At 72.6% G+C, this 20,550-nt stretch carries 19 protein-coding genes; 6 read left to right on the top strand and 13 right to left on the bottom strand.

The genetic code is table 11. The features are described 5' to 3' along the window. Nucleotides 1-232 precede the first annotated feature (232 nt). On the top strand, nt 233-1,507 hold the full coding sequence (locus K7396_RS06670) for a DUF4185 domain-containing protein (protein ID WP_086717082.1): 1,275 nt from the start codon (nt 233-235) through the stop codon (nt 1,505-1,507). Nucleotides 1,508-1,574: 67 nt separating this feature from the next. On the opposite strand, the gene K7396_RS06665 is transcribed toward K7396_RS06670, so the two are convergent. From K7396_RS06665 to K7396_RS06655, 3 genes are read right to left on the bottom strand one after another with little or no spacing between them, the layout of a single operon-like run. Then, entirely contained in the window at nt 1,575-2,291 is a 717-nt protein-coding gene (locus K7396_RS06665; RefSeq protein ID WP_223659698.1) for a hypothetical protein, read from the bottom strand. Then, complete coding sequence (locus K7396_RS06660) at nt 2,288-3,874, bottom strand: sensor histidine kinase (protein ID WP_086717088.1); 1,587 nt, start codon at nt 3,872-3,874, stop codon at nt 2,288-2,290. The genes K7396_RS06665 and K7396_RS06660 overlap by 4 nt, the downstream gene beginning before the upstream one ends. 17 nt (nt 3,875-3,891) lie before the next feature. Continuing rightward, nucleotides 3,892-4,599, bottom strand: coding sequence for a response regulator transcription factor (locus tag K7396_RS06655; protein WP_086717083.1), 708 nt, complete (start codon nt 4,597-4,599; stop codon nt 3,892-3,894). Nucleotides 4,600-4,746: 147 nt separating this feature from the next. On the opposite strand from K7396_RS06655, the gene K7396_RS06650 reads away from it, so the two are divergent. After that, nucleotides 4,747-5,511: a polysaccharide deacetylase family protein gene (locus K7396_RS06650; protein WP_086717084.1), complete on the top strand. Its 765-nt coding sequence runs from the start codon at nt 4,747-4,749 to the stop codon at nt 5,509-5,511. 185 nt (nt 5,512-5,696) lie between these two features. Here the strand turns inward: K7396_RS06650 and ssgD (K7396_RS06645) are convergent, their stop codons facing one another. The 3 genes from ssgD (K7396_RS06645) to K7396_RS06635 form a co-directional block, all read right to left on the bottom strand. After that, nucleotides 5,697-6,110 carry a spore wall synthesis regulator SsgD gene (gene ssgD, locus K7396_RS06645; RefSeq protein ID WP_086717085.1) on the bottom strand — a complete coding sequence of 138 codons (414 nt, stop codon included), beginning with the start codon at nt 6,108-6,110 and terminating at the stop codon, nt 5,697-5,699. 236 nt (nt 6,111-6,346) lie between these two features. Next, nucleotides 6,347-8,014, bottom strand: a complete 1,668-nt coding sequence (locus K7396_RS06640) for a PH domain-containing protein (RefSeq protein ID WP_086717086.1) — start codon at nt 8,012-8,014, stop codon at nt 6,347-6,349. Further along, nucleotides 8,011-8,529 carry a PH domain-containing protein gene (locus tag K7396_RS06635; protein WP_086717089.1) on the bottom strand — a complete coding sequence of 173 codons (519 nt, stop codon included), beginning with the start codon at nt 8,527-8,529 and terminating at the stop codon, nt 8,011-8,013. The genes K7396_RS06640 and K7396_RS06635 overlap by 4 nt, the downstream gene beginning before the upstream one ends. A 133-nt stretch (nt 8,530-8,662) precedes the next feature. Between K7396_RS06635 and K7396_RS06630 the strand changes: the two genes are divergently transcribed. Then, nucleotides 8,663-9,379 (top strand): TetR/AcrR family transcriptional regulator, encoded by a 717-nt coding sequence (locus K7396_RS06630; RefSeq protein ID WP_152104335.1) that lies wholly within the window; start codon nt 8,663-8,665, stop codon nt 9,377-9,379. 128 nt (nt 9,380-9,507) lie between these two features. Here K7396_RS06630 and ssgD (K7396_RS06625) read toward each other — a convergent pair whose 3' ends face one another. Continuing rightward, nucleotides 9,508-9,921, bottom strand: coding sequence for a spore wall synthesis regulator SsgD (gene ssgD, locus K7396_RS06625; protein WP_152104336.1), 414 nt, complete (start codon nt 9,919-9,921; stop codon nt 9,508-9,510). A gap of 516 nt (nt 9,922-10,437) precedes the next feature. Between ssgD (K7396_RS06625) and K7396_RS06620 the strand changes: the two genes are divergently transcribed. Further along, entirely contained in the window at nt 10,438-11,508 is a 1,071-nt protein-coding gene (locus K7396_RS06620; RefSeq protein WP_373866884.1) for a WD40/YVTN/BNR-like repeat-containing protein, read from the top strand. Nucleotides 11,509-11,657: 149 nt separating this feature from the next. Here K7396_RS06620 and K7396_RS06615 read toward each other — a convergent pair whose 3' ends face one another. Both K7396_RS06615 and K7396_RS06610 read right to left on the bottom strand, forming a co-directional pair. Next, entirely contained in the window at nt 11,658-12,164 is a 507-nt protein-coding gene (locus K7396_RS06615; RefSeq protein WP_152104338.1) for a MarR family winged helix-turn-helix transcriptional regulator, read from the bottom strand. A 76-nt stretch (nt 12,165-12,240) separates the two neighbouring features. Then, nucleotides 12,241-14,088, bottom strand: a complete 1,848-nt coding sequence (locus K7396_RS06610; protein WP_223659697.1) for an FUSC family protein — start codon at nt 14,086-14,088, stop codon at nt 12,241-12,243. Between the two features lie 295 nt (nt 14,089-14,383). Between K7396_RS06610 and K7396_RS06605 the strand changes: the two genes are divergently transcribed. Next, nucleotides 14,384-15,001 carry a TetR/AcrR family transcriptional regulator gene (locus K7396_RS06605; RefSeq protein WP_086721792.1) on the top strand — a complete coding sequence of 206 codons (618 nt, stop codon included), beginning with the start codon at nt 14,384-14,386 and terminating at the stop codon, nt 14,999-15,001. A 62-nt stretch (nt 15,002-15,063) separates the two neighbouring features. On the opposite strand, the gene K7396_RS06600 is transcribed toward K7396_RS06605, so the two are convergent. The 4 genes from K7396_RS06600 to K7396_RS06585 all read right to left on the bottom strand — a co-directional run bounded on the left by K7396_RS06600 (nt 15,064) and on the right by K7396_RS06585 (nt 18,762). Next, nucleotides 15,064-15,375, bottom strand: coding sequence for a hypothetical protein (locus K7396_RS06600; protein ID WP_086721791.1), 312 nt, complete (start codon nt 15,373-15,375; stop codon nt 15,064-15,066). 517 nt (nt 15,376-15,892) lie between these two features. After that, nucleotides 15,893-16,696, bottom strand: a complete 804-nt coding sequence (locus K7396_RS06595) for a DeoR/GlpR family DNA-binding transcription regulator (protein ID WP_086721790.1) — start codon at nt 16,694-16,696, stop codon at nt 15,893-15,895. Nucleotides 16,697-16,907: 211 nt separating this feature from the next. Beyond that, nucleotides 16,908-17,789, bottom strand: coding sequence for a class II fructose-bisphosphate aldolase (locus tag K7396_RS06590; RefSeq protein ID WP_086721789.1), 882 nt, complete (start codon nt 17,787-17,789; stop codon nt 16,908-16,910). Between the two features lie 67 nt (nt 17,790-17,856). Then, nucleotides 17,857-18,762, bottom strand: a complete 906-nt coding sequence (locus K7396_RS06585) for an SIS domain-containing protein (RefSeq protein WP_086718362.1) — start codon at nt 18,760-18,762, stop codon at nt 17,857-17,859. Nucleotides 18,763-19,070: 308 nt separating this feature from the next. Here K7396_RS06585 and K7396_RS06580 point away from each other — a divergent pair, with 308 nt between their 5' ends. Beyond that, on the top strand, nt 19,071-20,528 hold the full coding sequence (locus K7396_RS06580; protein WP_086718363.1) for a sugar porter family MFS transporter: 1,458 nt from the start codon (nt 19,071-19,073) through the stop codon (nt 20,526-20,528). The last annotated feature ends 22 nt before the right edge of the window (nt 20,529-20,550 follow it).

Raw genomic sequence — 20,550 nt, 5'->3', positions numbered from 1 at the left:
CGACCGTTAGCTGGAGCAGGGGCTCCAGCTGTGACGTTGCCCTCGTTGACCTCCCATGGATCTTCATATTTATGCGCCGGAAGGGGCAGGTGGGGCGGTTCGGCCGTATGGCACGGAGTCATCTCTTTCCCCGCGCGTCGCGCCTGCCGCGTGACGCCCGGGGGTTCCGTACGGTGGACGCGGCACCCTCCCCCAGGGTCTTGAGGAGTAGGGAAATCCCCAGAGGAGGGCGATGCCTCAGCCGCCGCTGACCCGCACCGTCGCCGTCGCCGCCGCGCTGCTCGCCTCCGCCGCCCTGCCGGGGGCGACGCCGTGGGCCTCCCCTCCCGGCCCCGCCGCGGACTGCCGGGGGCGGCGGATCGCCTCCTGGTCCGCCGATTCCCGGCATACCGCGGAATTCGCCCGATACGGAGACGACAACTCCCGGGTGGACGACTGGACCGGCGGTGACGGCACCCACTCCGTGCGCCTCCCCGACGGCCGTACGCTCTGGCTCTTCTCCGACACCTTCCTCGACCGGATCCAGCCACCGCCCAACCCGCGCGGCGAGCGGCACCGTTGGCGCACCGCGGACACCGGCGGCACCCCGCTCCTGCGGCACAACTCCGCCGTGGTGACGTCCCCTACGGGCCGGCCGGCGCGCACCCTGACCGGCGGCACCGCGGCCGCACCCGGCCCGCTCTTCCCCGACCCGCCCGGCGGCGGCTGGCGCTGGCCCGTCGCCGCGAGCGTGGAGCCCCGTACGCCCGGCGCGGCCGAAAAGGTCCTCCGGGTGCTGCTGTGGAACCGCGTCCCCGGCACCGGACCATGGATCTTCGGCCTGCCGCGCGGCACCGAGGTGGCCACGCTGTCGCTGCCCGCCCTGCGCCTGGAGGGCATCACCGAGACCGTCGGCCGGACCTCCGCCGACCCGGACCGGCGCGTCCTCTACGGAACGGCGGCGGTCCGCGACGGCGGCTGGACCTATGTCTTCGGCGGCGACGACCCCGCCTCGTCACCGGCCTCCAGCGCCTTCCTCGCACGGGTTCCCCGCGGACGGCTCGCGGACCGCGGGAGCTGGCGGTTCTGGGACGGGGCCCGCTGGCAGCGCCGGGCCGGGCGGGCCGCGCCGGTGCTGCGCGCCGGCGGCCGGCGGGGCGTCGGCAGTGCCTTCACCGTTGTGCGCGACGGTCCGGCCTGGCTGCTGTTCACCATGGACACCGGGGGCGACGGGGCGGCCGGAGTGCGGTCGATCACCACCTACTGGTCCTGCTCGCCCCACGGCCCCTGGCACGGACCGGACGGCCGCCTCACCCCGCCCCGCCCGCCGGCCGCCGACCCGCGGTACGTCGTCGCCTACAACCCTCAGGTACACCCCGAATTCACCGCGAACGGGGAGCTTCTGCTCAGCTACGACATCAACTGGCTCGGCCCGCCGGGCACCCCGCCCGACGCCCGGCTCAACGGTGATGTCGAGCTCTACCGGCCGCGGTTCCTGCGGGTGCGGACGGGGCCTGCCGGGGAGTGAGGAGAGTGACGGAGGCATGACGGCGTGGTGGCGGACGCCGTGAGCCGCCGGCTCTCCCGGACGCCCGTCAGCCCGTCGGGTCCGGTTCCGCCGGCGTCGGGCCCGCGTCGGTCGGGCCCGGCTGTCCCGGCGTCGGGACGGGGGTGGGCCGGCTCGTGGAGGTGCCCGTCGGGCTGGGCTCGACGACCGGGAAGGCGTTGTTGCCGCCGCACACCATGGGGCCGATCCGGACGGTGTCGCCCACGAGGGTCACGGTGACCTCCCCCGGGGGCCGGCCCCCGGGCACCCGGGCGTTGGCCGCGGTGCACACCAGCTGGTTCAGTGAGCCGGAGTCCAGCAGTTTGACGTTCATCGGCAGGGTGATCACGACGTTGCCCGGATGGGTGACGGCGGTCAGCGGGCCGGGAAACTTCGGCAGCACGCTGGACAGGCCGCGCATCCGCTCCGCGTGGTTCGGCCCCTTCATCAGCAGGTCGATGGCCTCCTCCGGGTCGACCGGCTCCTTCGCCCGCCGGGTCGCGGAGCGCAGCCCCGAGGGCCCGTAGAAGAACAGCTGGACATCGGCCGTGCGCTGGCCGGGCGACCGTACTCCGGTCGCGGGCTCACCGGCGTCGATGACATCGGTGGGCGCGATGCCGCAGCCGGTCAGTGCTCCGCCCAGCACGCCGGTGAGCACCCCGCCCACCGTGGCGGTGAGCACTCCGGTCACCACCCGCCGGCGGGCACGCGTCGCCCGCGCGGCGTCCGGGGCGTCCGCGGTTTCCCTGGCGTTCGTGGTGCTCATGCGTGGGTCTCTTTCCCGGCTCCGGAGCGTACGCCGTCCCGTTCGTCGTCCGCGGCCGGTCCGCCGGCCGTCCGTGCCTCGTCGTCCGGCGGGTCCGCGCTCGCGTCGGGCGCCGGTTCCCCCGCCTCCTCGTGGCGCAGCGGCAGATCCACCGTGAACACCGCGCCGCCCTCGGGGGAGTTGGCGGCGCGCATGGAGCCGCCGTGCAGCCGTACGTTCTCCATCGCGATGGCCAGCCCCAGACCGCTGCCCTCCGAGCGGGCGCGGGCGGAGTCCGCCTTGTAGAAGCGCTCGAAGACGTGCGGCAGGACCTCGGGGTCGATGCCGGGGCCGCTGTCGGAGATCTCGATCAGCAGCCGGCCGGCGCCCGGCTCCGGGGCGTGCAGCCGCACCCGGACCGGCTCGCCGCCGTGGTGCAGGGCGTTGCCGACGAGGTTCGCGACCACGACATCGAGCCGCCGCGGGTCGAGTCCGGCCCGCACGTCCGCCGGCAGCTGCGCCGTCACCCGCTTCTGCCAGGCCCTGGCCTGCAGGGTCTTGCGGATGGTCTCGCCGACGTCCACCTCGTCCAGGTGGAGCGCCGCGGCCCCCGCGTCGAACCGCGACACCTCCATCAGGTCCTCCACCATCCGCGCCAGCTTCCCGGTCTCCTGGCTGATCAGCCGGACCGCGGAGGCGGTGTCGGGGTCGAGGGCGTCGGCGTCCTCGTCGAGGACGTCGGTGACCGCGGTCATCGCCGCCAGCGGCGTCCGCAGCTCGTGCGAGACATCGGCGACGAACCGGCGGGAGTTGGACTCCAGGCGGCGCAGCTCGGCCATGCTCTCCTCCAGCCGGGCCGCCATGTCGTTGAACGTCCGGGACAGGTCCGCGATCTCGTCGGCGCCCTTGACCTCCAGCCGGGTGTCCAGCTTGCCCTCGGCGATCCGTCCGGCGGCCTGCCGCAGACCGCGCACCGGCCGCAGCACCCCGCGCGCGGCGAGCAGCGCCAGGACCACGGTCAGCACCAGCACCGGCAGCGCGCCCCGCTGGGCGGCGCTCACCAGCGCCTCGACATTGGACTCCTCGGCGTTCAGCGGGAGTTGGGCGTACACGGTCAGCGCGGAGGCGCGGCCGTCGGACTGCCGTACCGGCATCCCGATCAGCAGCCAGGGGTCGCCGCCGCGGTCCACGCGCTGGAAGGCCGGCACATGGCGCTTCTCCACCGACGCCTTGAGGCCGCCCGGGATCACGACGTCGCCCCGCAGGCTGCCGTCGCCGCTGTCCCGCGCGCCGCTGTAGTGCACGGAGATGTCCCAGTCGCGGGACTTTCCGGAGCGCTCCAGCTGCACCCGCAGCGAGTCCAGGTCCGCCTGGGCCGGCGGCACCGGCAGCTCCGGCGCCAGCGAGTTGACCTGCGCCCTCAGGTCGTTGACGGCGATGTCCTGGGAGCGCTGCAGTATCGCGTTACGGGCCTCCTGGTACGTCAGCAGCGCGGTGGTCAGTGCGCTGAGGGCGGCCACCACCAGGAACCCCACGACGAGCCTGGCCCGCAGACCCCGCAGCAACTGGGGGTTCCCCGTGCGCAGGCGGGGGAGGGCCGGCATCCGGAGGCCGGGGCGCTTCACAGGGGTCCGAAGCGATAGCCGAAGCCGCGCACGGTCTGGACGTAACGGGGGCTGCGCGGGGTGTCCTCTATCTTCGTCCGCAGCCGCATGACACAGGCGTCGACCAGCCGCGCGTCGCCGTGGTAGCTGTGCTCCCACACGTGCTCCAGCAGCTGCTGGCGGCTGAAGACCTGCCCCGGGGTGGCGGACAGGAACAGCAGCAGCTTCATCTCCGAGGGGGCCAGCGCCAGGTCCTGGCCGCCCTTGCCGACGACCAGTCCGGCGCGGTCTATGGCCAGTTCGCCGTAGGTCTCCACCGGGGCCGGGCCCGGCTCGGCGGCGGCCGGGGTGCCGTCGGCGGGCAGCGCGGTACGGCGCAGCACCGCGCGCATCCGCGCTTCGAGGACCTCACCGCGGGCCGGTTTGACGATGTAGTCGTCGGCGCCGGCCTCCAGACCGAGCACCACATCGAGATCGTCGCCGCGGGCGGTGAGCATGATGATCGGCAGCTGCCGCTCGGCGCGGATGAGCCGGCAGACCTCGAAGCCGTCCTTGCCGGGGAGCATCAGGTCCAGCAGCACGATGTCGGGGCGGAAGCCCGGCAGGACCTCCAACCCCTCCTCCCCGCTTGCCGCGGCCGCCACTTCGTGGCCGCGCCGCCGCAGGGCCAGGGACACTCCGTCCCGTACGGCGGCGTCGTCCTCGATCAGAAGTACACGTGGCATGGGTCCAGTATCAATAAGTTTCATGATGGATCCGTAACAGGAGCAGCCTGCCCGGACTCCGGTGCATCTCACGTGGTGCAAGGCGGTGCGCGCAACTCGGCCACCGCCCTTCGGTACGCACACGAGCACGGTAGGGACGGGGTCGGGATGGCACGGCGCTTCGGCAGGGAGAGCGGCATCATCGGGGCGGCCGCGGCGGCGGTGGTCTCACTCGCGGTCGCGGGGACGCTCGCCTTCGGCGATTTCGGGACCACGTCCCAGGCCGAGGCGGAGAGCGTCGATGACGCCAAGGCCCAGCAGGCGGCACCGGTCGACCCCTCCATCGTGCACGCCTCGGACCGCCCGGGGCGCAGCCTGAACATCACCATCGACGACGGCCCGGACCCGGCCTGGACCCCGAAGGTGCTCGCCGTGCTGAAGAAGCACAACGTCAAGGCCGTCTTCTGCATGATCGGACCGCAGGCCAAGGCCCACCCCGACCTGGTCAAGCAGGTGGTGGCGGCGGGGCACAGGCTCTGCGACCACACCGTCAGCCACAACACCGGTATGGATCACCAGCCGGAGAGCTACCAGTCGCGGCAGATACTCGACGCGCAGAAGATGATCGAGGACGCCGCCGGCGGCGCACGCGTCGAGTACTACCGCGCCCCCGGCGGCGCCTTCACGCCCTACAGCCGCAAGCTGGCCGCCCAGCACGGTATGCGGCCCCTGGGCTGGAACGTCGACAGCAAGGACTTCGAGGGCGGCACCGTCGACGGGATCGAGGCGACGGTCCGCGGTGAACTCTCCAACGGGCCCACGGTGCTGTTCCACGACGGCGGCGGCGACCGCGCCCGGACCGTCGAGTCGCTGGACCGGCTGCTGCCGTGGATGCAGCAGCAGGGCTACGGATTCGGGTTCCCCAAGCGCTGAGGCGGGACCCCGGCGGCCGCCCCGGAAGCCGGGCGGCGGCCCGTCCCGCCGGACATCCCGGGGCCTGTCCGTCACCGACCTGCCGGACAGGCCCCGGGCTGTGCCGTCGCCGTCCGGTCTCCCGGTGCGACGGCCTCCTCCCCCGGCCTGGTTGCGTCATCGGCCCGCCGGCCCTGTACCCCGCCCTACGCCGCGCCGAACAACTCCGCGAGGCCGTAGTCCATTCCCAGGTGCGCCGACTCGCCGCCCGCGGGCACGGCCTCGTAGGAGCGGGCGAGGAAGTGCCGGACGTCCGCGGTCCGCAACTGGACCATGGCCACGCCCTCCTCCGCGTGGAACTCCATCACCGTGCGGTCCGGGCCGGACGGCCGTATCCGCACGTCGCCCCGCCCGGCCGGCACCCGCAGCCCCTCGTCGAGCAGTTCCCTGGCGAACGCCCATTCCACGGCGGATCCGTCCAGCGAGATCTCCGGCGGGAAGAACATCCGTACCGCCAGGGGGTCGGCGGGCTGATAGTGCAGCACGGCGGGTACCGCGTGCGGGCCGGAGGTGGTGGCGATGAGGCGAACCTGGACGGCTTGGTCGATGACAGTGTTCATCGCGCTGCTCCCTCACGGCTGTCGGGTCATGGGCAATGGCTCGTCCAGTAGGACGGTGTGCCCACGCAGGTCGTGCACGCGACATGGGTGTGAGGTATCTCATGTTGCGCACGGGTTGTCCGACGGTCCGTCATATCGCGATGTGTGGTGGCATCCCTCGCCCGGCCCCTGGGGCGCACGGCCGTCGGCCCGGCGGCGGACGCGGCGCGGGAGGCCGGGACGAGGTGCCTTCGCCGCTACGGCAGCCGCTGCTCCGAGAGGCGCCCCGGAGGCTCCGGCGCCCCGGGGTGCTGGAGGAACTCCTCCAGGATTCCCGGGGCCGCCGCCGCGGCGAAGGCCGGGGCCTCGGCGGCCGAAAGGTCCGGGACGCGGTAGCCGTCCTCGCCCGCGGCGACCGCGGCGGTCAGCGTGACCAGACCGGCCCGGCGGGCGAACGGCGAGGTCGAGAACGTCCAGGCGGCGACGGCCTCGCGCTGGAGGGCGAGGGTGTCCCGGCTGAAGGTGCCCGAACGGGTCACCAGATAGGGGCCCTGGATCCCGTGCCCCAGACTGCGGTACGCGTCCCGGGCCAGCCACAGCACGAGCGCCGTGGCCACCACCGCGTAGATCCACGCGCAGTGCAGCAGGACGGGGGTGAACGCCGCGCCGAGACCGGCCAGTACGGCGGTGCCGGGCAGCACCGCCCACAGCAGCCCGCGCACCCGGCGCCGGCGCAGTGCGACGCGGGGGTGCGCGGCCAGCGCCACAGGGGCCCCGCTTCCCGGGAAGGGCGCGCGCAGGGCGCCGCCCGCCACCCGCAACGCCTCCGGACGGGGCGCCGGGGGCAGCAGCCCGCTGCGCTTGCGGTTCTCCTCGCGATTGCCCAGGCCGCCCGCCACCGCGCGCACCAGCGCCCCGCCGCCGGCCCGCAGCAGCAGCGGTTCACGCAGCAACACCCCGCGCAGCCGCGCCCGTTCGATGGTCACCGAGCGGGTGGTGAACAGCCCGCGGCGCACCCGCAGCGTGCGCGCGTCGGTCCACTCCAGGCAGTAGTCCCACCAGTTCTCGACGTACAGGGCGACGGCGCCGGCCGAGCCGAGCGCGAGGACGGCGAGCAGCGCCACCGGGATCGTCAGCCACAGGGCGCTCGCGCCGAACTCGCGGAACGCCTCCTGGACGAAGCCCAGTTTCCAGGGCTCGATGCCGATGCCGTCCAGGACGCGGTAGACCGACCCGGCCGTCACGAACACCCCGCCGACGACCCAGAACGTCAGCGGCGCGTACCGCAGCCAGCGCCACCGGATGCGGGCCAGCACCGGATCGTTCCCGGCCGCCGCGGCGTCCGCGTACGCGAGCAGCTCCGCGCGCAGCCGTTCCGCCTCCGGGACCGCGAGCGCCTCCAGCGACAGCTCGCTGCGGCCGTCGCCCGAGCCCGCCGTGCCGGCCCGCAGGACGGTGACCCCCAACAGCCGGTGCAGCGGCGACGCGGTCAGATCGACCGTGCGGATGCGCCGCAGCGGCACACTGCGCAGCCTCCGGGTCAGCAGCCCGCTGCGCACCTCCAGGGTGAGGGCCGCGCGCCCCTGGCCGGGACCGCCCGCGTCGTCCGGCCGCCGGGCGACGCGGAACTCCGTACGGGCCCAGCGGATCAGGCCGATCGTGGTGACGACGGCGAACGAGGCGGCGACCGCGGCGAGTGTGATCCAGGCGCGGGCGGTGATACGGCCTCCGGTGGCCAGCGCCGTCAGTGCCAGCGAACCGAGCGGCGCCGCCAGCCAGCCGCAGTGCACCAGAAGGGTGCGCGGATCCAGCCGACGCCACTCGTCCGTCCCCATCAGGCCGGCGGGCGCGACGGGGTCGGCGCCGGCCGTGCCCGGTATGTCGTGCGCCACGGCGGGCGTTTCGTGCTCGTGCGGCGTGCTCATGCGGCATCACCCGGCACGTCCTGCGCCGCCTCGCCGATCCGCCGGGACAGCTCCTCGGCGTCCGCGTCGGACAATCCCGCGATCTTGATGTCGCCCGCGGTCGAGGCGGTGGTGACGGTCACCGTCGCCAGCCCGTACCGCCGCTGGAGCGGCCCGCGCACGGTGTCCACCGTCTGCACCCGGGACAGCGGCGCGATCCGCCGCTTCTGCCAGAACCAGCCGCCCGCCGCGTAGACCGCGCGCCCGCCCAGCTCCCAGGCGTGCACCGCGTACCGCCACCGCGGCATCACCGCGAGATAGCCGACGGCGGGCAGCACCAGCACCACCAGCAGCAGGGGGCCCAGCCACGGCAGCGCGCCCGGGAAGAAGAGGAGGGACAGCACCGCCATGACGAGTGCGGTGAGCAGCATCGGGCCGCTGAGCGTCAGCAGCGCCTGGACCGTCCACCACCGACGGGCCCGGGGATCGACTCGATGGCGGGGCGGGCGCAGCAACGGGGCGGCGTGCTCGGGCATCAGGGTCACCGTTTCCAAGTCAAGCGTATTGAGTAGCCATACGTTATAACGGTACAAGCGACTTGTAAAAGCGGACCGGGCTCCCCCGGGCCGGGGCCGCGTGAGGGTCGTGCACAGTACGAAGGAGTCATCCGTGCCCAAGAAGGTGGACCACGAAGCCAGGCGCCGGGAGATCGCGGAGGCGCTGTGGCGGATCGCGAGCACCCGCGGGCTCGACGGCGCGAGCCTGCGCGATGTCGCGGCGGAGGCCGGGATCTCGCTCGGCCGGCTGCAGCACTACTTCCGCACCAGGAACGAGATGCTCGTCTTCGCCCTCCGGTACATCAACCAGCTCGCCACGGAACGGATCCGCGCCCGCATCGAGGCGCTGCACGGGGAGCCGGCGCCCCGCCAGGTGCTGCGCGCCTGCCTGTCGGGCATGCTGCCGCTGGACGACCGGAGCCGTACCGGACTGCTGGTCGGCGCCGCCTATTACGCCCGCGCCGTGCACGACGAGGCCCTGCGCGCCGAGGCCGAGAACGGCATCCCCCGGCTCCGCGCCTTCTTCGCCGCCCAACTGCGGCTGGCCGCGGAACGCGGCGAACTGCCGCCCGAGCGCGCCACCGAGGACGAGGCGATGCTGCTGATCGGCGCGGTCGACGGACTCGCCACCTACGTCCTGCTGGGCGTGCACACGCCCGAAGCCGCGCTACGGCTGGTGGATCTGCAACTGGCGAAGCTTTTCGGGGCGGATGGGGCGGACGGGGTGTGCGAGGCAGGCAGGGCGAGTGACGTAGACGGGGCGGGCATGGCGGACGGGGTGGGCGCGGCGCCTTGGGAGGCTGGGGCGGTCGCGCCTGGGGTGGGCTAGGTGCCGTATGCGTCCGCTGGGGGCGGTCTGGGGGCGAGGGGTCCGGCTAGGGGGCCCGCCTCCAGGGGTGGGCTCCTGCCTCCAACGGGGAGGGGCCTGCCGTCGGGTGCCTCAGGGGCGGGTGGGGCCTACGCCTCGCGCAACAGGGCGACGAGATCGGCCTCGACGTCCAGGTGCCGCGCCTCCTCGCCCTTCGCGACGATCTGGTACGACCGGGTCAGGAAGGACCGCAGCTCCTGGGTGTCGAACTGCACCACCGCCATGCCCCCGACGGCGTGGAACTCCACCACCACGGCGTCCGTGTCGTACGGCCAGATCTGCACGTCGCCCGACCCGGCCGGCCCGCACAGCCCTTCCTCCAGCAGGTCGCGCCCGAACGTCCACGCCACCTCCGCCCCGTCCAGCGACGCGGCGGGCGGAAAGACCAAGCGCACCGCGAACGGGTCGGCGCGGTCGTAACGCAGGCTCGCCGCGATCACCTGCGACCGGGGAGCGGTCGCGATGAGACGGGCCTGAACGGCTTGGTCGATGACGCTGGACATCGCCGGCTCCCTTGTATTCGATGCGGTTCGCTGCGCCCGCGGCCACGAGACGGTTCGGCTGGGCCTTCAGGCGATTGATTGGGCCTTTGGCCACTAGGACGCACAGGTCATCGCGCCAGGTGCATTGAATTCCTGCGTGACCTGCATCACGGGCCTTTGAATGTACGTATATGCCCTCTTTGCTGTGCGCGCGGAGGCGGGATCGGCTGCGAATCGGTCCAAGTGATGGAGCGTCAGGTGTGCCGCGAGCCGTCGACGGGCTCGTTGTCGGAAGGCCATCGGGGGTGGGGCGGGTGGTGCGATGGGTGGTGGCCGCTGCGGTGGCGGGCCGGGGGGCTGGACGGCGCGGTCGGGCTGGGCTAGCTTCCAGCCCACAACCGGAGCGGGGTGGGGCGAATGCGGCGCAACGGGCGCTTGTTGGGCAGGGGCTCGGACCGGGAGGCCGAGCAGGCGTCACGTACCCGCAGGGCTCGCCGTGGGGCGGCCATGGCGGCAGGAGCGGCGGTGCTCGCCACGATGGCGGCCGGGCCGGCGGCCGCGGCCCGGCCGGGTTCGCCGGCGGCGGCACCGACTCGGGCGGGTGAGCCGGCATCGGCGGCCGTACTCAGCACCCCGCATGCCGGCTGGCGGCTCAAGGACAGCGGCAGCACCGCCCGCTTCCGCGGTCTCGCGGCCGTGAGCCGGACGACCGCCTGGGTCGCCGGCACGGCGGGCACCGTGCTGCGCAGCCACGACGGCGGCAAGCACTGGAGCGACGTCTCGCCACCCGGCGCCGGGGCGCTGGAGTTCCGCGACATCGAGGCGTTCGACGCCCGCCGCGCGGTCGTCCTCGCGATCGGCGAGGGCGTGGCCTCGCGCGTCTTCCGCACCGACGACGCCGGCGCCACCTGGACCGAAAGCTTCCGCAACACCGACCCCCGCGCCTTCTACGACTGTCTGACCTTCTTCGACCGGCGGCACGGCATCGCCCTCGGCGACCCCGTCGACGGCAGGTACCGCATCCTGTCCACGGCTGACGGCGGCCGCAGTTGGCGCGTACTCCCGTCGACGGGCATGCCGTCGGCCCAGCAGGGCGAGGCCGCCTTCGCCGCCAGCGGCCAGTGCCTGGTCTCCACCGGCAGCCGTGACGCCTGGATCGCGACCGGTGGCGCGGCCACCGCCCGCGTCCTGCACACCACCGACCGCGGTCGCACCTGGTCCGCCACCGACACCCCGCTGCCCGCGGGCGACCCGGCCCGCGGCGTCTTCGCGCTCGCCTTCCGCGACCGCCTCCACGGCCTCGCCGTCGGCGGCGACTACCGCCCCGGGCAGCCCTCGCCCCGCGCCGCCGCCGTCAGCGACGACGGCGGCACGACCTGGACCCCGGCCGCCGCACCCCCCAACGCCTACCGCTCCGGCGCCGTCTGGCTCCCGCACTCCCGGCACCTCGCCCTAGCGGTCGGCCCGTCCGGCAGCGACCTCACCCTCGACGGCGGCCGCACCTGGCACACCTTCGACCGCGGTTCGTACGACACCGTCGACTGCGCCCCCGACCTGGGCTGCTGGGCCGCGGGCGAACGGGGCCGGATCGCCCGCCTGGAGCCGTGAGGGCGGACGCCGGGGCGCGTACCGCGTGAGGGGCTGAGGGTGGGGGCGTCCGTGATGGGGGAAGGGGGCGTTGGTGAAGGGGTGGGGTGGGGAACGCCGGTTGATGCAGGGGGCGGCCCGAGGTTCCCCTCACCCCCGGCTTGCCGTCCCTACTCCATCAGGCTTCCGAGCCGTCCCTCCAGCACCACCAGCAACTCGCCCAGCGCCGCGGAGAGTTCCTCCTGCCGCTGATCGCCGATGCCGTCGAGCAGCGCTGCCTCGTACCGCAGCTGTTCGGGCAGCAGCCGGTCGATGGTCTCCCGCCCCTCCTCGGTGAGCGAGAGGTGCGCGACGCGGCGGTCCCGGTCGTCGGGGCGGCGGGCGATCAGCCCGCGCTCCTCCAGTTGCCGTACGCGCTTGGTCACCGCGGCACCGGACGCAAAGGTCTCGCGGACCACCCGCCCGGGGGTCACCTCACGGTCCATCCGGCGCAAGGTGCCGAGGATGTCGAACTCGGGACGGGTGAGTCCGGCCTTCCGCAGGGGCGCATCGGACGCCTGCTGCAGCAGTGCGGAACAGCGGTTGAGCCGTCCGATCACCGCCATCGGGCCGGTGTCCAGCCCGGGGTGCACCTGCTGCCACTGGCGCAGCACCCCCGCGACGATGTCCTCGGTCACCCGCACACTCCTCTCGGCCACATCCCTCAATTGTGCCTGCCGCCGTTCCTGCCGCCGCGCCGGGCGGGCACGCGGGTCAGCCGACCGGGACCGGCGCCGGGACCGGAGCCGGTCCCGGCTCCGGGGACTGTCGTACCAACCCGGCCAGGGCCCGGTGCCCCCGCTGCTCGGCACGCGCGATCCGCTCCTCGGGCAGCGCCCGCTGCCACCACTCACCGCTCGCCACCTCTACGGCTTCCCGCAACTCGACCAGACACCCGGCCAGCCGGTCACGTGCCCAGACGACCTCCAGGGCCCGGCTGGGCTCGGTGGCCCGGTTGGTCTCGGGGGCGTAGCCGGTTTCCCTGGCCCAGCCGGCTTCCGGGGTGCCGCCGGTCTCCGGGGTGTGGCCGGTGCTGGTCTCCGGAACGCAGCCGATCTCCCGGCCCCCGTCCGCTGCCGGCGTGGCCCCCGTCGTCAGCAGCCGCGCGGCGACGGCCTCCGCAGCCTCGACCCGGCCCAGGGCGGCTTCGATGCGGTCGGCGGCCCGCCGGTTGGTGACCAGGACGCAGCAGGCCAGCCCCACCACCGCGCCCACCACGGTGTCGATCCAGCGGTCGGCGACCAGCGTGCCGGCCGGCGTTCGCCGGCCGAACTCGGTCAGCAGCAGCGCCATCGGCGTGACACACACCGAGCCGAGCCAGTAATTGCGGGTGATGCACGCCTCGGCCCCGAGCTGGAAGGCCAGCGCCAGCGCGATCATCGCGAGCTCCCCGAGGTGCATCAGCGGCAGCAGCGCCGTGTAGAGCAGCAGGCCGAACAGGTTGCCGAGGGTCCGCTGCAGCGCCCGCTGCCAGGAGAGCGTGGTGTTGGCCTGATAGATCGAGGCCGCGGTGACCACGGCCCAATACGGATGCCCGACGCCGACCGCCATCGACACCCAGCCCGCCACCACACACCCCACGGCGACCCGCGCCCCGATGGGCAACAGCGGTGACCCGGGCGCCAGCCGGGCGAGCACCGCCCGCACCCCGTACGGCCGGCCGGGCGCGGGCCGCCGCGGCTCCCGCGTCTCTTCGGCGACGCCCGCCAACTCCGCCGCCTGCTCGTCCGAGAGCACCACCCGGGGCAGCGGCCGCCCGCTCCGCACCTCCCGCGCCCAGGAGCCGAGCCGCTCGGCTTCACCCGCCGCGGACCATCCGTCGTGCCCCAGCGCCGATTCGGCCCGCACCAGCAGGCGTTCGAGCCCGGCTCGCGCGACGGCCCTGGCCGGGTTACGCGCCGGGACCAGGAACAACGTGTGCCAGGCGGCATTCACCGCGGCCGCAGCGGCATGCCGCGCCTGCGCCACACCGGCGGGCTCGCCACCGGCCGGTCCCACCCCGCCGCCGGGTCCTGCTTCGGTACGCAGCAGCCCCGCCGCGGCCTCCAGCGCGCGGGCCACGGCGATCCGCTCCGGCCCCTGCGGGCGTATCAGCGCCGGTGCCATGCAGACCAGCCAGGCGAGCCCTCCGGTACCGAGGGCCAGCGCCAGATGCAGGGGTACCTCGCCGAGGTGCTGCGGCACGAAGAAGGCCGAGGCCGTGATGAACGTCAGGATGACGTTCGCCGGCGGACCGATACGCGTCGCATCGCACACCATCTTGTGGACCGCGGACATCAGCGAAGCGAGCACGACGAGCAACACGGCCGACGTGGTCAGCGAGGCGGCGGTCAGCGCGATACCGAGGCTCGCGACCATGCCGAGCACCACCCACATCAGCGTGCGAGCGCGGGCGGCGTACGGCAGACCGTGCGCATACAGGGCGCACATCGCCCCGGCCGAGGTGTAAAGGACCAGATCCAGCCGCCCCAGCCCGAAGAGCACGAGATCCGGAATCGCCAGCGCCACCACCGCACTGAGCGCCGGCTTGTGCCAAATGTCGACCGGCTTACGCAGCCGCACGCTGCTCCTGACGGGCAGCGGTCTGACCCGCACCCCACTTCCCGGCACGGCGCCCGCGCTCTTCCCGGACGGCCTGGCATGCTTCCCCATGGAGAAAAGATTAACAGGTGTTTTACTAGTGAAATATGCGAGCGGCGTGTGGCGGCACCGGGGCCTGCTGAATGGAGGAGCAGCGGGAAGGGCCTGCGGGGCGAGGGAGCAGCAGGAAGGGCCGGCCGGGGGAGGTCACAGGGGCAGCGGTTGGGCGAGTGCCCGGGTGGCCGGAGGCGGGCAAGGGCGGGGCGACAATATTCAGGTGCCAGCCGCCAAGAAGAAGCCGACGACCGCGAACGCGTCACCGGAGCGCCGCCGCGAAATCCTCAACATCGCGGCGGAGGTCTTCGCCGCACACGGCTACAACGCCACCACCGTCCGCCGCATCGCGGACGAGGCCGGGATGCTCGCGGGCAGCCTCTACTACCACTTCGATTCCAAGGAATCGATGCTGGACGAGATCCTCTCCAGCTTCCTGACCGAGCTGTGGGACGGCTACGACGCCGTGCTCGCCGCCCGCCTCGGCCCCAGGGAGACCATCGAAGCCCTGGTCACCGAGTCCTTCCGGGAGATCGACCGGCACCGCGCGGCCGTCGCCATCTACCAGAAGGAGGCCAGGCACCTCACCGCCCAGCCCCGCTTCGGCTACCTCGCGGACTCGCAGCAGAAGTTCGAAAGGGCCTGGCTGGGCACGCTGGAGCGAGGTGTCGCCGACGGAGTCTTCCGGGCCGACCTCGACATCCGGCTCACCTACCGCTTCGTCCGCGACACCGTCTGGGTCGCGGCGAGCTGGTACCGGCCCGGTGGGCAGCACAGCCCCGAGGAGATCGCCCGCCAGTACCTCTCCATGGTGCTGGACGGAGTCGCCGTACGTGCCTGACCCGCCCCGGCGGGGTCGCGGTCCCGCGAATCGTTACGCCCCGGCGTGCTGACGCCGACCGCTCAGCAGGAACTGTTCTTCACGAACAGGGCCCGCGACGTCCAGGTCGTGCCGTACCGGACGTCCTTCGTCGCGCCTTTGGGAAGGCTGCCGTGGGGGTCGCGCTGGTGCGGCACGACGATGGTGAAGCACGCGGTCCGCCGGCTGCACAGATTCGTCAGCCGGACGTAGCGCTGGTGCCCCTTGTTGAAGTACTTCCGCACCACCACGCAGTGTGGCGCCCGTTCCGCCGCCGCAGCGGTGGAGGCGCTGGTGATGGTCAAAGTGGCGCTGCAGGCCACCGCCGCCAGCGCTATCGCCATGATCTTCCGCACCGTAAGCTCCCCCGCTGGAAAACTTGGATTCCCCCGCGAAGCCCGCATCGGGTTCGCACGTTCATTCCCCATTGTCCACGCGCACCCCGGGGAAATCAGCCCCGGGGGTCCCACAGGGACACACCCGCGACATCAGGGCAACCCTTCCGCAACCGCCCCCGCCCGAGTCCACAACCGACCCGGCCCTAGCTGATTCCCGGCCGAACCACCCGCACGGAAGCCCCAAGCGAGGGCCACGCCCCGCAACCGGGCGGTACCGCTCGACAGTGCCGTGTTGCTCATGGAGACCGAGCCGCTCGACTAGGCCGTCGCTCGACGGGGCCGTGTTGCTCAAGGGGGCCGAGCTGCTCGACGGGGCCGAGCCACCCTCGGAGCCGTGTCGGCGACCGAGCCGAGTCGTCCTGCCCGGAAAGGGGGGCCGGAGCGAGCGCGGCGCAGTGGAGAGGCGTGGAAAGGCGTGGAGAGACGCAGGCGGAGCAGCAGGCGGACGGGCTGACGGTGGCTCGGCGCTCAGGCGTCACTCGCCGACGGGTGGGCGAGCCGCCACGACCTTCAGTCCCCGGTCCGTGAACTCACGGCGGATTGCCTCCTTCGCTCCGTTGTCCGTGATGAACGTGTCAAAGACGTCCGCGCCGCCGACCCGGGCGAAGCAGCGCTCGCCGATCTTCGACGAGTCCGCCACGACCACGGCACGCCGGGCACGCTCGGCCATGAGGCGGTTGACCCGGGCCTCGGCCTCGTCGTGCACCGTGGCCCCCATCATCGGGTCCATGCCGTTGGCGCCGATGAACGCGGTATCGATGGAGATCTGCTGCATCACCAACTCGCTGAACGGTCCCACCAGTTCGAATGACCGCGAGTGGGCCACCCCGCCCGTGAGCACGATCTTGATCTGTGGTCGTACGGCCAGCTCGTTGGCGATGTTGAGGGAGTTGGTGACGATCGTCAGATGCGGTTGTGGGCCGGCCTCCGCGAAGTCCGGGCGGGTGGCGAGCACCCGGGCGATCGCCGTGGTCGTCGTGCCGCCGCTCAGCCCGACCACGTCGCCCCGCTCGACCAGCTTCGCCGCGGCCTGCGCCACCGCCTCCTTCTCTGCCGACCGATGAGCGTGCTTGTAGCGGATGGGCAGGTCGTACGCCACCGAACTGAGCACCGCCCCGCCGCGGGTGCGGGTCAGCAACTGCTGCTCGGCCAGTGCGTCCATGTCGCGGCGCATGGTGGCGGCCGAGACCTCCAGCGCGGTCGCCGCCTCCTCGACATCCACCCGGCCCCGGTCGCCGAGCAGCTCGAGCAGTGCGTTCATCCGTTCATGGCGCTTCATGACGCGAGCCTAATTCGTCCCAGCAGGCCACGACGACGCACCGTAGGGGCCTCGCGATCCACCCCCGCTCCACTCCGCACTCCACTGCGCTGACCGCGGCAAGCCCTCCCCTCTCTCCGGCCCTCTGGTCCTCCTGTCCTCTGTGACGACCGCCGTCGCCCCGCCCGCGCGGAAGAAGCGCCGCCGGGGCGATGATCCGCCCGCCGTCTCCTCACCCCCGGGCCGGCGCCTGGGCCGCGTACTGGCCCGGGACCGTCGCCGGAGCGCCCAGCACACCCAACAGCCTCGCCGCTTCCTCGGCCACCGCCTCCCGGGCGGGCTTGAGGTACTTGCGGGAGTCGACGAGTGCGGGGTCGGCGTCCAGTGCGTGCCGTATCGAGCGGGTGAAGACGGAGACCAGATGAGTGGAGATATTGATCTTCGTCATTCCGGCGGCGATGGCCCGCCGCAGTTCGTCGTCGGGCACTCCGGACGAGCCGTGCAGTACCAGCGGCACCGGCAGCGCGGTGTGCAGCGCCGCGATCAGGTCCTTGTCCAGTACGGCCGTGCGCTCATGCATCGCGTGGGACGAGCCGACGGCCACGGCGAGCGCATCCACCCCGGTCGCACGGACGAAGGCCAGCGCCTCGTCCGGGTCCGTGCGGGCCCCCGGCGCATGGACGCCGTCCTTGCCGCCCACTTCGCCGAGTTCGGCCTCGACGTAGGCGCCACGGTCGTGGCACCAGGAGGTGAGTTCGGTGGTGGTGGCCACGTTCTGTTCGTAGGGAAGGGCGGAGGCGTCCACCATGACGGAACCCACTCCGGCGGCGACGCCCTGGTGGACCAGGTCGGCATCGGTGATGTGGTCGAGGTGCACCGCGATCGGGGCAGTCGAGCCCTCGGCGAGGGCGAGGGTGGCACGGGTGAGGGGCAGCAGGCTGCCGTGATAGCGGATGCAGTTCTCGCTGATCTGCAGGATCAACGGGATGTCGGTGCGCTCGGCGGCGGTGACGAGTGCCTCGGCGGTCTCCAGATGGATGACGTTGAACGCCGCGGCACCGACCCGCGCCTCACGCGCGGAGTCGACGATCGACGAGGTCGGGACGAGGGGCATCGGAGGCTGACTCCCTTGCGGACGGGGTTGATTGGCGTGGGGGAGACGGGGCGGGGGAGGTGAGGGCCTACGAGGCGGCCGGCGTTTCGAGCATCACCGAGCGGGTCAGGCTGCGGGGGTTGTCCGGGTCCAGGCCGCGGGCACGGGCCCGCTCCAGGGCCACCCGCTGGACCAGGACCAGATCGGCCAGTGGATCGCGCGCATGGCGCACAAAGCGCGCCCCGGTCCGCACCACATCGGCCTCCAGCCCCTCCGGCGCCTGGCCGAACAGCCAGGTCACCCGGCCGGGTGCGGCTATCGCGATCGGGCCGTGGCGGTACTCCATCGCGGGGTAGGACTCGGTCCAACTCTGCGATGCCTCCCGCATCTTGAGCGCCGCCTCATTGGCCAGACCGAAGGTCCAGCCCGTCCCCAGGAAGGCGAACTGCTCGGCGTCCACCCATTCCTTCTCCACCGGCGAGGTCAGCGCCTCCTCCGCGTCGGCCACCGCCCGGGAGACGTCCTCGCCCAGATGCGCACGCAGCAGCGTCAGTGCCGTCGTCGCGAAACGGGTCTGTACCACCGACTTCTCGTCGGCGAAGGGCAGCGCGACCGTCTCGTCGGAGACCGCCACCGCCGGCGTCTCGGGATCACCGATGATCGTCACCGTCGGGATGCGTCCCTTGACGGCGTCGAGTACGCGCAACACCTCTGTCGTGGTGCCGGACCGGGTGATGGCGACGACCGCGTCATAGCCGCGGTCACTGCCGAGGAACGCCTCGGAGGCGGCGAAGGGGTCCGTCACGCCCTGTCCGGCCGCCTCGCGGAGGGCGGCATACGACTGCGCCATGAACCAGGAGGTGCCGCAGCCGACGACGGCCACCCGCTGTCCGGGCTTGGGCAGCGTGCCCGTGGCCGCCCCGATCCGCGCGGCTTCCCGCCAGGTCTCCGGCTGGCTGTGCAGTTCCTGCTCCATGTACGAGATCTCGCTCATGGCCCACCCTCCCGTGAGGTGCGTACGCTCGATGTGCTGCGTGAAAGTGCAATATTTGCTTTCGTTGCAATCGACTGTACGCAGAAATCTGACGCGCTTCCATCCCTCGTACGAGTGGAGGCGCCAGAGGGGAGGGGCGGGTTTTGGCCTTCGTGGATGCTCAACTGCCGGTTCTGCCGGGGTGAAGGCGGGGTGATGATGGGTTGTCGAGAGCGCGGCACGAAGTGTTGACAGGTGCGTGAAACTCTCCGAATACTTGCAAGATCAGTCATGCAGTAAGGCCCGCTCCGCCGCACAAAGGACTTCCCATGTCCGTTGCCACGCTCTCCGCGACGCCCCCGCCACCGTCATCCCGGACCACCCGCCGCACCGGCAGGCTGTTCGCGCTCACCGGCGCCGTCGTCGGCGTCATCTACGGCTACGACACCGGCAGCATCTCCGGTGCCCTGGTGTTCCTGAGCAAGGACTTCCACCTCACCGAGGCCGAAAAGGGCCTGGTCAACAGCATCCTGGTGTTCGGCTCCATCGCGGGCGCGCTGATCGGCGGCAAGCTCGCCGACGCCCTGGGCCGCAAGGCGGCGATGCTGATCGTGGCCGGCTCGTACGCGGTCTTCGTCGCCCTCTCCGCCGTCGCGCCCAACGCCGTCGTGCTGGACGTCGTCCGCTTCCTGCTCGGCATCGCCATCGGCATCTCGATCGTCGCCGCGCCGCTCTATGTCGCCGAATCGACCCCGGCACGCATCCGCGGAGCCTCCGTCGCCGCCTACCAGGTGGCCACGGTCGCAGGCATCGTCATCACGTACTTCGTCAACTGGGGCCTGTCCGGCGGCGGTCACTGGCGCTGGATGCTCGGCCTCTCCGCGATCCCGGCCGCCCTCGTGCTGATTCCGCTGCTCAGGCTGCCGGACACCCCGCGCTGGTACGTCCTCAAGGGACGGACGGAGCGGGCGGTCGAGGTCATGGCCATGACCGACCCGGACGTCGATCCGCGCGGGGAGGTCGCCGCGGTGGCCTCCGCGCTCGCCCAGGAGAGCGGCGGATCGGCGCGCTCGCTGCTGCGCAAGCCGTATGCCCGCGCCGCGTTCTTCGTCGTCGGTCTCGGCTTCTTCTGCCAGATCACCGGCATCAACGCCGTGACGTACTACAGCCCGCAGATCTTCGAGGAGATGGGCTTCACCGGCAGTGGCCAGAACTTCCTGCTGCCGTCCTTCGTGCAGCTCGCCTCACTGGCCGCGACCGTGCTCGCCATCCTCATCATCGACCGGCTCGGCCGGCGGGTGGTGCTGCTCTCCGGCATCGGCACGATGGCCGTGATGCTTGCGGTGCTGACCGCGGTCTTCGCCGGGGGCGCGCTGCACGGCGCCACGACCTGGGTGGGCTTTGCCGCCATCCTGCTGTTCACCGCGGCCTTCAACTTCGGCTTCGGGTCGCTGATCTGGGTCTATGCGAGCGAGTCCTTTCCCGCCCAACTGCGCTCCACCGGGGCGTCGGTGATGCTCACCGCCGACCTGGTCGCCAATCTGCTGATCGCCCAGTTCTTCCCCTCCCTGATGGCCTGGGCGGGTGCGGCCCGGACGTTCGCGGGCCTCGGGTTCCTGGCGCTCGTCGCGCTGGTCTTCGCGGCCGTCACGGCTCCCGAGACCAAGGGGCGCCAGTTGGAGGAGATCCAGGATTTCTGGCGCAACGGGGGGCGCTGGCCCGCGTCGCCTGCCCCCGCGCGCCCGGACACGCTCAGCGGTTCGGCGGCGCCGCCGACGACGTCGTAGCCCCGGGCGGGGCGCTTTCGCC

Source organism: Streptomyces angustmyceticus (assembly GCF_019933235.1).
GTDB lineage: Bacteria > Actinomycetota > Actinomycetes > Streptomycetales > Streptomycetaceae > Streptomyces > Streptomyces angustmyceticus.
This window is presented reverse-complemented; position numbering and strand designations above follow the sequence as displayed.